This is a genomic window from Streptomyces sp. NPDC088400 (assembly GCF_044753355.1).
Taxonomy (GTDB): Bacteria; Actinomycetota; Actinomycetes; order Streptomycetales; family Streptomycetaceae; genus Streptomyces.
Window position 1 is genome coordinate 226,032 of record NZ_JBIVMZ010000009.1, and the last position, 13,663, is coordinate 239,694.

A 13,663-nucleotide genomic window follows, 5' to 3' on the forward strand; every position below is an offset into this window, starting at 1 on the left:
CGCCGAATCCGTCCGTGTGTGGTCAGTCGGTGACGGTGTGTGCGACGGTGGTGGCGATTCCGCCGGGTTCGGGTACGCCGACCGGGACGGTGACGTTCACGGGTCCGGGCGGGCTGAACCAGACGGTCGCGCTGAACGCGTCCGGTCAGGCGTGCTTCACCTCCACGGCCCTGGTTTCGGGGACGGTCACCGCCACGTACAACGGTGAGGACGCCTGCTTCCTGGGTTCGTCCGGCACTGTGACCGTGACGGTGAATGAGGCGTCTACGACGACCTCGGTGACGGCGACGCCCAACCCCTCTGTGTGCGGCCAGTCGGTGACGGTGTGTGCGACCGTCGTCGCCAACCCTCCCGGATCGGGAACACCCACCGGCACGGTCACCTTCACCGGACCCGGTGGTCTGAATCAGACGGTGGCGTTGAACGCGTCGGGTCAGGCGTGCTTCACGTCCACGAGCCTGGTTTCGGGGACGGTCACCGCCACGTACAACGGTGAGGATGCCTGTTTCCTGGGTTCGTCCGGGACTGTGACGGTGACGGTGAATGAGGCGTCGACGACGACCTCGGTGACGGCGACGCCCAACCCCTCCGTGTGCGGCCAGGCGGTGACGGTCTGCGCGACGGTGGTGGCGATTCCGCCGGGTTCGGGTACGCCGACCGGGACGGTGACGTTCACGGGTCCGGGCGGGCTGAACCAGACGGTCGCGCTGAACGCGTCCGGTCAGGCGTGCTTCACCTCCACGGCCCTGGTTTCGGGGACGGTCACCGCCACGTACAACGGTGAGGACGCCTGCTTCCTGGGTTCGTCCGGCACTGTGACCGTGACGGTGAATGAGGCGTCTACGACGACCTCGGTGACGGCGACGCCCAACCCCTCCGTGTGCGGCCAGACGGTGACGGTCTGCGCGACCGTCGTCGCCAACCCTCCCGGATCGGGAACACCCACCGGCACGGTCACCTTCACCGGACCCGGCGGGCTGAACATCACCCTGACCCTCGTCGGCGGCCAAGCGTGCCTCACCACCACATCCTTGCAGTCCTCCGGGACGATCACCGCCACCTACAACGGTGAGGACGCCTGCTTCCTGGGCTCCACCGGAACGGTCGTGGTGACGGTGAACGAGGCGTCCACCACGACGACGGTCACGGCGACGCCCAATCCGTCCGTGTGCGGCCAGGCGGTGACCCTCTGCGCGACCGTGACGGCCAACCCGCCCAGCTCCGGCACACCCACCGGCACGGTCACCTTCACCGGGCCCGGTGGTTTCAGCCAGACCGCCACGCTCAACGCGTCCGGCCAAGCATGCGTCACCACCACTCAGTTGCACTCCTCGGGGACGGTGACGGCGACGTACAACGGCGAGAGCACCTGCTTCCTGGGTTCGTCCGGCACCGTGACCGTCACGGTGAACGAGGCGTCCACCACGACGACGGTGACGGCGACGCCCAACCCCTCTGTGTGTGGCCAGTCGGTGACGGTGTGCGCGACGGTGGTGGCGATTCCGCCGGGTTCGGGTACGCCGACCGGGACGGTGACGTTCACGGGGCCGGGCGGGCTGAACCAGACGGTGGCGTTGAACGCGTCCGGTCAGGCGTGCTTCACGACCACCGCCCTGGTCTCGGGGACGGTGACGGCGACGTACAACGGCGAGGACACCTGCTTCCTGGGCTCGGCCGGCATGGTCGCGGTCACCGTCAACAAGGCTTCCACGACCACGACGGTGACGGCGACGCCCAATCCGTCGGTGTGCGGTCAGTCGGTGACGGTGTGTGCGACGGTCGTTGCCAATCCGCCGGGGTCGGGTACTCCGACCGGGACGGTGACGTTCACGGGTCCGGGCGGGCTGAACCAGACGGTGACGGTCAATGCGTCGGGTCAGGCGTGCTTCACGTCCAGCACGCTCGTCTCGGGGACGGTCACCGCCATGTACAACGGCTCCACGTGCTTCAACGGCTCGGCCGGCATGGTCGCGGTCACCGTCAACAAGGCTTCCACGACCACGACGGTGACGGCGACGCCCAATCCGTCCGTGTGCGGTCAGTCGGTGACGGTGTGTGCGACGGTCGTTGCCAATCCGCCGGGGTCGGGTACTCCGACGGGGACGGTGACGTTCACGGGTCCTGGTGGTCTGAATCAGACGGTGGCGTTGAACGCGTCGGGTCAGGCGTGCTTCACGTCCAGCACGCTCGTCTCGGGGACGGTCACCGCCACGTACAACGGCTCCACGTGCTTCAACGGCTCGGCCGGCATCGTCGTCGTCACCGTCAGCAGTGTCGCCACCACCCTGACCGCTCCCCCCGCCCAGGTGCGCCTGCGCACGAACGGCCAATTCGTCATCCCGGCGATGAGCGCCACACTCAAGAACGCGGTGACCAACGCACCCATCCCCGGTCAGACGATCACCTTCGTCGCCAACGCGGTCGGCGGCCCGATCGCCCTGGGGTCCGCGGTCACCAACGCCAGCGGTGTCGCGACACTCGCGCCGCCCAACGTGACCGTCCCGGCCGTCGTCGTCACAGCCGGTACGTACACGGCGTCCTTCGCGGGCGCCCCCTGCCTCAACCCGTCCAGCGCCACGGCGTCTCTCACGTTCGTGCCGCTCCCGCTCCTGCCCTGACCGCTTTCCCTCCCACTCCCGACCGCACGCCACGCCGGGCCCGCGCACAGCGGCCCGGCGTGGCCATGCCTCCGGGCCGGGCCCGCCCTCAACGCTCGTCGAACTCCACCGTCGGCGGACGGCCGTTCCAGGTGCAGAACACCGAGACCTCCCGGCCCTCCTGCGTGAACGTCACCCGGATCCAGGCCGGTTGCTTCCACACCTGCATCTGCCAGCCCGAGTCCGGTGTCGCCGAGACCAGCTCCGCCGAGGTCTCGCCGAGGTCGAAGACGACCCGGCCGCCGTCGACCGTATAGCCCTTGATCCGGCCCGTGTCGGACACGTCCGTGCCGGTGCCCGGGGCCGGTGGCGGCGCTTCGTCCGACGGCCGCGGCGACGGCCGGCGGGTCTCGCTCGGCTCCGCCGAAGGTGTGCGTGAGGGCGAACTCGGCTTCGCCGTAGGGCTCTCGGGCCGCCGGGTCGAGGAGGCGACGGGGTCGGGCTGCCCCGTCGTCGCGTCCGTGGGGAGCCGGAGGGTGCGCGGCGGGTCGTAGGCCGTGCCCGCCATGACCGTCTGAACACCCCACCACGCCAGCGTGACCGCCGATCCCGTGGCGAGGGTCCATGCCAGGCCGTGTACGAGTCCTCTGCGCATCCCGGCCATAGTGCACCACTCATGCCCCACCTGTCCCATGGAACCTGGTGCGGCACCGGTCACGATTCACCGGCGCGGGTCCCGCGCGCCGGTGGCGCGGCTTCCGGACTTAAGTGGCGCGGGTCCCGGGCTCCGGTGGCGTGGGGCCCGGGCTCCGGTCGGGCGCTCCGGTCCTGGGGGACACCTGCCGCCCTCACCCGAATGGCGTACGGTGCCGCCCATGCCCAGTGTGCTCGTGGTCGAGGACGACCAGTTCGTACGCTCCGCCCTCATCAGGCATCTCACCGAGGCCTCCCACACCGTGAGGAGCGTCGGTACGGCCCTGGAGGCGCTGCGTGAGGTGGCCCATTTCCCGTTCGACGTGGTCATCCTCGATCTCGGTCTGCCCGATCTCGACGGGGCCGAGGCGCTGAAGATGCTGCGCGGGATCACCGACGTACCGGTGATCATCGCCACAGCCCGGGACGACGAGACGGAGATCGTCCGGCTGCTCAACGACGGCGCCGACGACTATCTCGTCAAGCCGTTCTCGGTGGAGCATCTGTCGGCCAGGATGGCGGCCGTACTGCGCCGTTCGCGCGCCACCACCGGCGAGGCCACGCCCTCGCGGGTGATCCGTGTCGGCGGGCTCTCCATCGATCCGCTGCGCCGTCAGGCCGAACTGGACGGGACCCGACTGGACCTGACCCGGCGGGAGTTCGACCTGCTGACCTTCCTGGCCGGGCGCCCCGGGGTGGTCGTACCGCGCAAGGAACTGCTCGCCGAGGTGTGGCAGCAGTCGTACGGGGACGACCAGACCATCGACGTCCACCTGTCCTGGCTGCGGCGCAAGCTCGGCGAGACGGCGGCCAAGCCGCGCTACCTGTACACCCTGCGGGGGGTCGGGGTGAAGCTGGAACCACCGGTTCCGACGCCGCCGCCCGTGCCGGACCGGCCCGCGCAGGAGCCCCCCGTATGAGATGGGCCCTGGTCAAGGTCGCCCTGGCCGTCTCCGTGATGGTCGTCGTGGCCTTCGCCGTACCCCTGGCGCTGGTCATCAAGGAGATCGCCAGGGACCGGGCCTTCACCAACGCCGAACGGCAGGCCGCGGCCATCGGCCCCACCCTCTCCATCACCACCGACCGCGACGAGCTGGAACGTGCCGTCGCCTCCACCGAGGCCGGTTCCGACCGGCGGATGGCCGTGCACGTCCCGGCCGCCGACCAGCCGGACCGCCGGCCCCTGAAGATCGGCGAGAGCCGGGTCACCGGCACGGAGACAGGGGACGTCCAGCGGCTCGGCCGCGCCGCCGTGGCCGAGGTCGAGGGCGGCTCCGCGCTGCTTCAGCCGACCGCCCTCGGCTCCGGCCAGATCGCGGTCGTGGAGGTGTTCGTCCCCGAGAACGAGGTCTCCAACGGGGTCACCACCGCCTGGCTGGTGCTCTCCGGCGTGGGCGTCGCGCTCATCGTCGGCTCGGTCGCCGTCGCGGACCGGCTCGGCGTACGGATGGTCGAGCCCGCCCAGCGGCTCGCGGGCGCCGCGCACGCCCTCGGCGAGGGCAAACTCGGCGCGCGCGTCCCCGAGGAGGGGCCCACCGAGCTGCGATCCGCGGCGATCGCCTTCAACTCCATGGCCGACCAGGTCGTCCAACTGCTCGCCAACGAACGGGAACTCGCGGCCGACCTCTCGCACCGGCTGCGCACCCCGCTCACCGTGCTGCGCCTCAACGCCGCCTCGCTCGGTGAGGGCCCGGCCGCCGAACAGACCAGGGCGGCGGTCGAGCAGCTGGAACGCGAGGTCGACACGATCATCCGTACCGCCCGCGAGGCCAAACCGCAGACGGCGGCGGCCGGGCCCGCCGGAGGCTGTGACGTGTCGGAGGTCGTCCGGGAGCGGATGGACTTCTGGTCCGCGCTGGCCGAGGACGAGGACCGTACGGTACGGGTCGCCGGCATCGGCCGGCCGGTCCGCATCCCGGTCGTCAGGGCCGAACTGACCGCCGCGCTCGACGCGTTGCTCGGCAACGTCTTCCGCCACACCCCGGAGGGCACGGCCTTCTCGGTCGATGTGCACAACAGCGAGGACGCCGTGATCGTCCTGGTCTCGGACGCGGGCGCCGGGATCGCCGACCCGAAGGCCGCTCTCGCACGCGGCAACAGCGGGGGCCGCGAGGGCTCGACGGGCCTGGGCCTCGACATCGTGCGCAGGGTCGCCGAGTCGACGGGCGGGGACGTACGGATCGGCCGCTCGGTGCTCGGCGGCACCGAGGTACGGATCTGGATCGGGCTCGACGGGTGGCGCTCCCCGGACGAGCCGCGCGGCCACCGGCTGCGCCGGCGCAAGCGCGGGACCCCGGGCCGGGGCCCCGCAGGCCGCAAGGGCGCGGAAGCCTGAGCGCGGGAGCCCGGGGGCGGGAGCGGGTTTTCAGCCGTCAGGGGCTGATCTCGACGCCCGATCATTAATCCGTTCCCATGCGTTCCTTAAGGGCGCCCTAAGAACACCAACCCCCGTCCCGAACAGGCCATTTGTCCGTACCGGGACCGCTAGCGTGGTGTCACACGGGCTGCCCCACCAGCCCCTCCCGCGCGCCCCGGCCGGTTCAAACCCCCCACTCGGCCGGGGCGCGCGAACCGGCCTAACCGATGGGCACCTCGGGAAGCACCCCCGTAGCGGCCAGCTTGGAGTACCACCGCGCGCTCGACTTCGGCGTACGGCGCTGGGTCTCGTAGTCCACATGGACCGCACCGAAGCGCTTGCCATAGCCGTAGGCCCACTCGAAGTTGTCGAGCAGCGACCAGAGGAAGTAGCCGCGTACATCGGCCCCGTCGGTGATCGCGCGCCGCACCGCCGAGATGTGTCCGTGCAGGTAGCGGATCCGGTCGGGGTCGTGGACCGTACCGTCGGCGGCCGGCTTGTCGACGTACGCGGCCCCGTTCTCGGTGACCATCAGGGGCACTCCCGGCGCCTCGCGCGTGTAGCGCAGGAGGAGGTCGTACAGCCCGGTCGGGTCCACCGACCAGCCCATCTCGGTGAGTTCGCCGGGGGCCTGGTGGAAGACCACCGACTCGGCGCCCGGCCAGGGGGAGTGGACGCTCGCCCCGTGACCGCCGTGGCTCTCGCCGGCCTCCTGAGCACCGCCCTCCTGGCCGCTGCCCTCGTGGCCCCTGTCCTTGTGGCCGGCCGCCGAGACCACCGTCGGCTGGTAGTAGTTGATGCCCAGGGAGTCCAGCGGCTGCCGGATCGCGGCCAGGTCGCCGTCCTGGACGAAGGACCAGTCGGTGAGCCGCGCGGTGTCCGTGAACAGGTCCTCGGGGTACGCGCCCTTCAGCATCGGCCCGGAGAAGACCCGGTTGGCCAGCGCGTCGATACGGCGCCGCGCGTCCATGTCCTCGGGCGAACGCGTCAGGGGCCGTACGGCGGCCGGATTGAGGCTCACCGAGACCTTGCCGCGCGCCGGGAGCACGGAGCGCAGCGCCTGCGCGGCCAGGCCGTGGCCGAGGTTGAGATGGTGCGCGGAGCGCAGGGCGGCCACCGGATCCGTACGGCCCGGTGCGTGCACCCCTGAGGCGTACCCCAGGAACGCGCTGCACCAGGGCTCGTTGAGGGTCGTCCAGCGCGTCACCCGGTCGCCCAGCGCCTCGCCGACGATGCGCGCGTACTCGGCGAAGCGGTTGGCCGTCTCACGCTCGGGCCAGCCGCCCGCGGACTCCAGCTCCTGCGGGAGGTCCCAGTGGTAGAGCGTGAGGACGGGCTCGATGCCGTGAGCGAGCAGGTCGTCGACGAGACCCCGGTAGAAGTCGAGGCCGCGCTGGACGGCGGGGCCGCGCCCGGTCGGCTGGACACGCGGCCACGAGACCGAGAAGCGGTACGCGTTCACTCCGAGGTCGGCCATCATCCGGACGTCCTCGGCCCGGCGGTGGAAGTGCTCGACGGCGGTGTCGCCGGTGTCGCCGTTCTCGGTCTTGCCGGGGGTGTGGCTGAAGGTGTCCCAGATGGAGGGCGTACGGCCGTTCTCCCGTGTGGCGCCCTCGATCTGGTAGGCGGCGGTGGCGGTGCCCCACAGGAAGCCGGGCGGAAAGGTGACGGACATGGTTGCAGCTCCCATTGACCGTAGGGATGGGGGGTGTGGTGGTACGAGGGTGTGCGGCGTGGAGCCCGCGGCCTGCGGCTCTCAGCCGAGGCCGGGGCAGGCTCAGCAGCCGTCAGCCGGGCCGGACTTCGGCCGCTTCAGCCGCTTCAGCCGGTGTTCGGGCGGTGTCCGGGCGGGGCCGCGGCCCAGAGCCGAGCCGATCCGGAGACCGGGCCTCAGCCCTTGACCGCGCCCTGCATGATCCCGCCGACGATGTGCTTGCCGAAGAACACGAAGGCGAGCAGCAGCGGCAGCGTGCCCAGTAACGCGCCGGCCATGATCACCGACTGGTCGGGGATGTAGCCGCGCCCGAGCCCGGTCAGCGCCACCTGCACGGTGGGGCTGCCGTTCTGCGTCAGCGCGATGATCGGCCAGAAGAAGTCGTTCCAGGCCATCACGAAGGTCAGCATCCCCAGCACGGCCATCGCGGGCCGCGCGGCGGGGAAGACCACATGCCGGACGACCCGCCAGCTGCTCGCGCCGTCCACCCGGGCCGCCTCGATCAGCTCGGTGGGCAGCGCCCCGATCAGGTACTGCCGCATGAAGAACACCCCGAAGGCGCTGACCAGGGTGGGCAGGATGACGGACTGGAGCTGGTCGGTCCAGGACAACTCGGCGACCAGCATGTACAGCGGTACGACGCTGAGCTGCGGCGGCACCATCATCGTGCCGATCACCAGCAGCAGGAGCACGTTCTGGAAGCGGAACCGCAGCTTGGCGAAGGCGAAGCCGGCCAGCGTCGAGAAGATCACCGTACCCGCGGCGATCGACCCGGCGACGATCGTCGTGTTGAGCAGGGCCGTGCCCATGTTGGCGTCGGTCCAGGCGATTTCGAGGTTCTTGAAGAGATTCCCGCCGAACCAGAACGGCGGCGGAGTCTGGGCGAGGCGGGTGTTGTTGCGGGACGCCGCGATCGCCGTCCATACGAGCGGGAACAGCGAGCCGACCGTGAAGATGATCAGCACGGCGTAGGTCAGCCGTCCGGCGTGCAGCTGCCGGCCCGCGCCCCGCTTGCCCTTCCCGGATTTCGGTGGCGGTTCGGCCCCCGCCGCGGTCCGTGGTTTCGCGAGTGTCCGCGAAGTCGTCGACATGGTTCTCCTCTACGAGCTCTTGCGCAGACGACGGGAGACGAGCCAGTTCACCGCGCCGATCACCAGCAGGAGCAGGAACATCGTCCAGGCGATCGCCGAGGCCCGGCCGAGGTGCAGATTCACCCAGCCCTGCTCGTACAGATAGAGCCCGAGCGTCTGGAACTGGTGGTCCGCGCCGCCGTTCGCGCCCGCCGCCCCGTTGAACAGCAGGGGTTCACCGAACAGCTGGGTCGCGCCGATCGTGGAGACCACGACGGTGAACAGGATCGTCGGCCGCAGCGAGGGCACGGTCACATGGAGGAACTGCCGCCACCGCGAGGCCCCGTCCAGCGCCGCCGACTCGTACAGGTCGTCGGGGATCGCCTGCATCGCCGCCAGATAGATCAGCGCGTTGTAGCCCGTCCAGCGCCAGATGACGATCGTGGAGACCGCGAACTGCGAGGTCCAGGCACCGTTCTGCCAGTCGACCGGGTCGATCCCGACCGCTCCGAGCGCCCAGTTGACCATTCCGTAGTCGCGGCCGAAGAGCAGGACGAACACCAGCGTCGCGGCGGCCACCGAGGTGGCGTACGGGGTGAGGACGGCGACCCGGAAGAACATCGAGCCGCGCAGACGGTAGTTGAGCATGTGCGCGATGCCCAGCGCCATCACCAGCTGCGGCACGGTCGAGAGCACCCCGATGGTGAAGGTGTTCCGTAACGCGTTCCAGAAGAACTCGTCACTCATCAGCCGGGTGAAGTTGCGCAGGCCCACCCACTCCATGTCGTTGGGCGCCGTCAGCTCCACCCGGTGGAGCGAGGCCCAGCCGGTGTAGAGGAGCGGGAAGAGGCCGAAGGCCAGGAAGAAGACGAAGAACGGCGCGACGAAGGCGTACGGGCTCCACCGCACATCACGGCGGTACCAGCGGCTGCGCCGCGCGCGACGCCGCTCCAGCTTCGGGTCCGTGACCGTGTTCCCGGCAGGGGGACGGGGATACGGGGCCGGGGCCGCGCCCTCCTCCTCGGAGGGCGCGGCGGCGGGTGCGTCACTGGCCATGGTCACTGGTCCAGCGCGTTGTCGATCGCCTTCACGGCGGCGTCCCAGCCCTTCTCGGACGAGACGCCCTTCTGGTCGACCTGGAGCATGCCGACATCGGCCAGGTTCTGCGCGATGACACCGTCCTTCGCGCCGAGGATCTGGACCGGTACACCGTCGGCGGCCTTGCTGAAGATGTCACCGATGGGCGCGTTGTTGAAGTAGGTGGCCTTGGCGTCGGACACCTTGGGCAGCGCGTACGCGGCCTGGGCACTGGGGAAGCTGCCCTGCTTGTCGAAGAGGGTGGCCAGTTGCTCGGGAGCGGTCAGCCAGGCGACGAGCTTCGCCGCCTCCTCCTTGTTCTTCCCGGCCTCGGGCACCGTGAGGAAGGAACCGCCCCAGTTGCCGGGCTTGGGCGCGGCGGCCACGTCCCACTTGTTCTCGGCCGCGGCGCCGGCCTTCCCCTTGATGTAGCCGAGCATCCAGGGCGGGCAGGAGATCGTGGCGAAGGCGTTGTTCGAGAACCCCTGGGTCCAGGCGGGGGTGAACTGCTGGAGCTTGGCGCTCAGCCCCTCCTTCGCGAAGGAGGCGGCGGTGTCCCACGACTTCCGCACGGCCGGGTTGGTCTTGTAGACGACCTTGCCGTCCTCGTCGTAGAAACGCTTCTCGGTCGTGCCGTTCATGGCGTTCAGCACGCCACCCGCCGAGTCCACGAAGGCCGCGCCCTTGGGGCCCTTGGCCTTGAACTGCTTGCCGACGTCCAGGTACTTCTGCCAGTCGCCCGCCCACAGCTTGCCGACCTCATCACGGTCGGTGGGCAGTCCGGCCTGGGCGAACAGGTCCTTCCGGTAACAGATGGCCTCGGGGCCGACATCGGTGCCGAGCCCGATGGTCTTGCCCGCCTTGCTGGTGCCCTGAGTCCAGGTCGTCGCCAGGAAGTTGTCCTTCTTGACGCCGTCCACCTTCCCGAGGTCCATCAGCTTGTCGGCCTGGGTCTCGGCGATCTCGGCGATGTTGTTGATCTCGACGGCCTGGATGTCGGCGAGTCCGCTGCCGGTGCCCAGATGGGTGAGCAGCGGCGGGTAGTAGTTCTCGTTGCGCTCGATCGAGGTCTGCTCGATGGTGATGTCCGGGTGGAGCTTCATGTACTGGTCGTAGAGGCCGGCCTCCTTGAGGCCGAAGACCCCGAAGACCCCCACGGTGATCTTGGTCTTCCCCTTGCCGCCACCGCCGTTCGAAGCACCGCCCGAGGGCTCGTCGCTGTCCTGGGCACAGCCGGACAGAATTCCGGCACCGAGCGCGGCGACGGCCGCGAGGGCCACCACTCGGCGGGACGAATGAATACGTGTGCGCATGACGTCCTCCTAGTGCACCGACGAGTACCGGCCTCCGGCCAACCGCTGGGTGCCGCCCTGTGGTTGGGAGGGGGCCCGGCATGGTCGGGAAACGTACGGGGCATGTATGGGTCAGATACGGTGGGAGCGCTCCCATGTGTGATGTGTTGAAGGGTCGCGGGTCCCTGTAGGGGTGTCAAGGGACCTGGCGGCGACAGATGAGTCGGTTATCTGTTTGTTGGTTTACGCCGGGCGGGCCCCGGGCCGGGGAGGCATACATGGGGTCTCGGGGAACGCGTCCACGCGGCGGGAAGCTGCCCACGCTCGAAGAGGTGGCGGCACGCGCCGGGGTCGGCCGGGGCACGGCCTCCCGGGTGATCAACGGCTCGCCACGGGTGAGCGCGCCGACCAGGGCGGCGGTCGAGGCGGCCGTCGCCGAACTGGGCTACGTACCGAACCGCGCGGCCCGCGCCCTCGCCGCCAACCGCGCCGACGCGATCGCCCTGGTCGTACCCGAACCCGAGGAACGCTTCTTCGCCGAGCCGTACTTCTCGGACATCGTCCGCGGCGTCGGCGAGGCCCTCGCCGACAGCGGGATGCAACTCCTGCTCACCTTCGCCGGCGGCGCCCGCGAGCGCCGCCGCCTGGCCCAGTACCTGGCCGCCCACCGCGCCGACGGGGCCCTGCTCGTCTCGGTCCGCGCCGACGACCCCCTGCCGGAGCTGCTGACCCAACTCGGCATCCCCACGGTCGTCAGCGGCCCCCGCTCGGCCTCCGAACCCCTGCCCGCGGTCGACTCCGACAACACGGAGGGCGCCCGCACCGCCGTCGCCCACCTCCTTTCACGCGGCCGCCGCACCATCGCGACGATCACCGGCCGCCTGGAGGTGTACGGCGCGGCCTGCCGCCTCGACGGCTACCGCCAGGCCCTCACCGAGGCCGGCCACGCCCCGGACGAGCGGCTGACGGCCGTGGCCGACTTCACGGAGGAAGGCGGCCGCCGCGCCATGCGCGAACTCCTCACCCGCCGCCCCGACTTGGACGCGGTGTTCGCGGCCTCCGACGTCATGGCCGCCGGCGCCCGCCAGACCCTCCGCGCGGCGGGCCGCCGCATCCCGGACGACGTGGCGCTGATCGGCTTCGACGACTCGGCGATCGCCCGCCACATGGACCCGCCGCTGACGAGCGTGCGCCAGCCGATCGAGGAGATGGGCCGGGCGATGACGCGGGTGGTGCTGTCGGAGATCGCGGTGCGGTCGGTGGTGGCGGTGGCGGGGCCGGGGGAAGGGGAGCCGCGGCAGATCGTGCTGCCGACGGAACTGGTGGTGCGGGCGTCGTCGTGAGCGGTGTCGCCTCGCGGCGGTGCGCCGTCCGGCGGGGGCGGGGGGTGCGGGTGCGGGTGTGGTGTCGCCGTCGGGCGGGGTGCGGGTGCGGTGTGTGGTGGGTGCGGGTGCCGGGGCCTCCGGAGGCGCATGTCCGGACTGCATGATTTACGGCGCGTGCGGGTTTGTTGTTTGGATGCGGGCCGAGTAGCGCCACAAATCACGCTCTACGTCCGGACACGTCACCTCCTGCGACCCCGACCCCCTCCCGCCGGTGGCCCGGTGGGGGCCTCCGTACGCCCGCCTGCTCGGTGGGGGGCGAGGCCGGGTCGGCTGCCCCTGCCCGCCGGTGGGTGGGCGCAGAACCTGGCACAGGGGCGCGTCCATCGTGCAGCCAGGATCGATCGGGGAAGGCAATCGGCCGGGGCAGTGATCAGCGGCCGGCGCTGTACGGGGTCTGGGTCGCCGGGTCGATGACGATGACGAACGGGTCGCCGTAACGCCTCTTAGACCAGCCCCGGCGCCGCTTGGGCAGCGGGGCTGCGGACTTCGCCGCCCGGTACCGGTCCACCAGGTCCTCGTACCGCGGATCGATCCACTCGCTCATGTCAGCCTCGTTTCTCTCCGTTCCCCCAACGACGGTAGAGCCGTGGGGGGGGAACGGAGCCAGGGCATCGTCAGTTCGGGCCGGTGTTGGAGCAGTCGCCGGTGCACGATCCCTCCGGGCCGGGCGGGGAGTGCTCGCAGCCGGCCGCGACGGGGATGCTGGTGTCGCTCGGGCCGACCCACATCGCGGGCCGGGGGATGAAGCCGACGGCGGTGATGGCGGCCTGACCGCGGGCCACGGCCACCGGGGACCGCCATACTTCGCACGTCCCGGGTGGCACCAGGGCGTAGTACCACCGGCCGGGGTGGCAGACCACGGGGCCGTCGAGGACCTCGGCCAGTGCGCCGCCTACGACGTTCGGGACGGTGCTCCAGACGGCGGCGTGCACCAACTCCATGGGCATGCGGATGGCGTCGTAGATGATCCCGGTCCGCAGGATGGCCGGGCGTCCGGCCGCCCAGTCCTGTTCGGCGATCTCCGGATGGCGGGTGGTGGACGTCAGCCATTGCGAGATGGCGGTGGCCTCAGTCCGGCGGCCGGTGTGTGTCATGGTCGGCTCCTTGGGGTGCAAGGAGCGCGGTGCAGACAGAGGAGGCGGACCGTTCGAGCGAGGGCGCGCATGTGGACCCAGGCTGTGAGCGGTTCCGACTCCGCATCCTTGGCCGTCAGGTCTTCGGCGTCGCGCAAGGCTCGGTTCACGATCAGGCCGCGGGCGTCGGCCGATGTCTTCCGGATGAGTGACACCAGGAGGTCCAGGTGTGCTTGTAACCGGTCTGTCCGGTCCATGATCACGGTCATCGACAGTGGGCCCTGGTAGGGGGCCAGCGCCTGATCACAGTCCACGTTGATGGCGCGGGTGTCGACGCGGGACGAATCGTCGGGGCTTGGTCGGGGCTTCATCGCAGCATGCACCGCTTGTCCTTTGCGGGCCCGGG

12 protein-coding genes are annotated in these 13,663 nt (G+C 70.6%); 4 read left to right on the top strand and 8 right to left on the bottom strand.

Features of this window, described 5'->3' with window-relative positions:
• On the top strand, positions 1 to 2,618 hold a 2,618-nt coding region (locus ACIQD6_RS23595), incomplete at its 5' end, for an Ig-like domain repeat protein (RefSeq protein WP_401885328.1).
• A gap of 88 nt (positions 2,619 to 2,706) precedes the next feature.
• On the opposite strand, the gene ACIQD6_RS23600 is transcribed toward ACIQD6_RS23595, so the two are convergent.
• Positions 2,707 to 3,252 (bottom strand): hypothetical protein, encoded by a 546-nt coding sequence (locus ACIQD6_RS23600; RefSeq protein ID WP_401885330.1) that lies wholly within the window; start codon positions 3,250 to 3,252, stop codon positions 2,707 to 2,709.
• A gap of 220 nt (positions 3,253 to 3,472) precedes the next feature.
• Here ACIQD6_RS23600 and ACIQD6_RS23605 point away from each other — a divergent pair, with 220 nt between their 5' ends.
• Together ACIQD6_RS23605 and ACIQD6_RS23610 are read left to right on the top strand one after the other, a co-directional pair.
• The gene (locus tag ACIQD6_RS23605; RefSeq protein ID WP_401885332.1) at positions 3,473 to 4,210 is read left to right on the top strand and encodes a response regulator transcription factor; all 738 of its coding nucleotides are present in this window, start codon (positions 3,473 to 3,475) and stop codon (positions 4,208 to 4,210) included.
• Positions 4,207 to 5,625, top strand: a complete 1,419-nt coding sequence (locus tag ACIQD6_RS23610) for an ATP-binding protein (protein WP_401885334.1) — start codon at positions 4,207 to 4,209, stop codon at positions 5,623 to 5,625. The genes ACIQD6_RS23605 and ACIQD6_RS23610 overlap by 4 nt, the downstream gene beginning before the upstream one ends.
• A 241-nt stretch (positions 5,626 to 5,866) precedes the next feature.
• Here ACIQD6_RS23610 and ACIQD6_RS23615 read toward each other — a convergent pair whose 3' ends face one another.
• The 4 genes from ACIQD6_RS23615 to ACIQD6_RS23630 form a co-directional block, all read right to left on the bottom strand.
• Positions 5,867 to 7,321 carry a glycoside hydrolase family 1 protein gene (locus ACIQD6_RS23615; protein WP_401885335.1) on the bottom strand — a complete coding sequence of 485 codons (1,455 nt, stop codon included), beginning with the start codon at positions 7,319 to 7,321 and terminating at the stop codon, positions 5,867 to 5,869.
• 215 nt (positions 7,322 to 7,536) lie between these two features.
• On the bottom strand, positions 7,537 to 8,451 hold the full coding sequence (locus ACIQD6_RS23620) for a carbohydrate ABC transporter permease (protein WP_401885338.1): 915 nt from the start codon (positions 8,449 to 8,451) through the stop codon (positions 7,537 to 7,539).
• 9 nt (positions 8,452 to 8,460) lie between these two features.
• Positions 8,461 to 9,486, bottom strand: coding sequence for a carbohydrate ABC transporter permease (locus ACIQD6_RS23625; protein WP_401885340.1), 1,026 nt, complete (start codon positions 9,484 to 9,486; stop codon positions 8,461 to 8,463).
• A 2-nt stretch (positions 9,487 to 9,488) separates the two neighbouring features.
• Positions 9,489 to 10,820, bottom strand: a complete 1,332-nt coding sequence (locus ACIQD6_RS23630) for an ABC transporter substrate-binding protein (protein ID WP_401885341.1) — start codon at positions 10,818 to 10,820, stop codon at positions 9,489 to 9,491.
• Positions 10,821 to 11,077: 257 nt separating this feature from the next.
• Between ACIQD6_RS23630 and ACIQD6_RS23635 the strand changes: the two genes are divergently transcribed.
• Complete coding sequence (locus tag ACIQD6_RS23635) at positions 11,078 to 12,142, top strand: LacI family DNA-binding transcriptional regulator (protein WP_401885342.1); 1,065 nt, start codon at positions 11,078 to 11,080, stop codon at positions 12,140 to 12,142.
• Between the two features lie 412 nt (positions 12,143 to 12,554).
• Here ACIQD6_RS23635 and ACIQD6_RS23640 read toward each other — a convergent pair whose 3' ends face one another.
• From ACIQD6_RS23640 to ACIQD6_RS23650, 3 genes are all read right to left on the bottom strand, one after another.
• The gene (locus ACIQD6_RS23640) at positions 12,555 to 12,728 is read right to left on the bottom strand and encodes a hypothetical protein (protein ID WP_401885344.1); all 174 of its coding nucleotides are present in this window, start codon (positions 12,726 to 12,728) and stop codon (positions 12,555 to 12,557) included.
• 70 nt (positions 12,729 to 12,798) lie between these two features.
• Positions 12,799 to 13,278: a hypothetical protein gene (locus ACIQD6_RS23645; RefSeq protein WP_401885346.1), complete on the bottom strand. Its 480-nt coding sequence runs from the start codon at positions 13,276 to 13,278 to the stop codon at positions 12,799 to 12,801.
• Complete coding sequence (locus ACIQD6_RS23650) at positions 13,275 to 13,628, bottom strand: DUF6415 family natural product biosynthesis protein (protein WP_401885348.1); 354 nt, start codon at positions 13,626 to 13,628, stop codon at positions 13,275 to 13,277. Before ACIQD6_RS23650 ends, ACIQD6_RS23645 begins: the two co-directional genes overlap by 4 nt.
• Between the last annotated feature and the right edge of the window lie 35 nt (positions 13,629 to 13,663).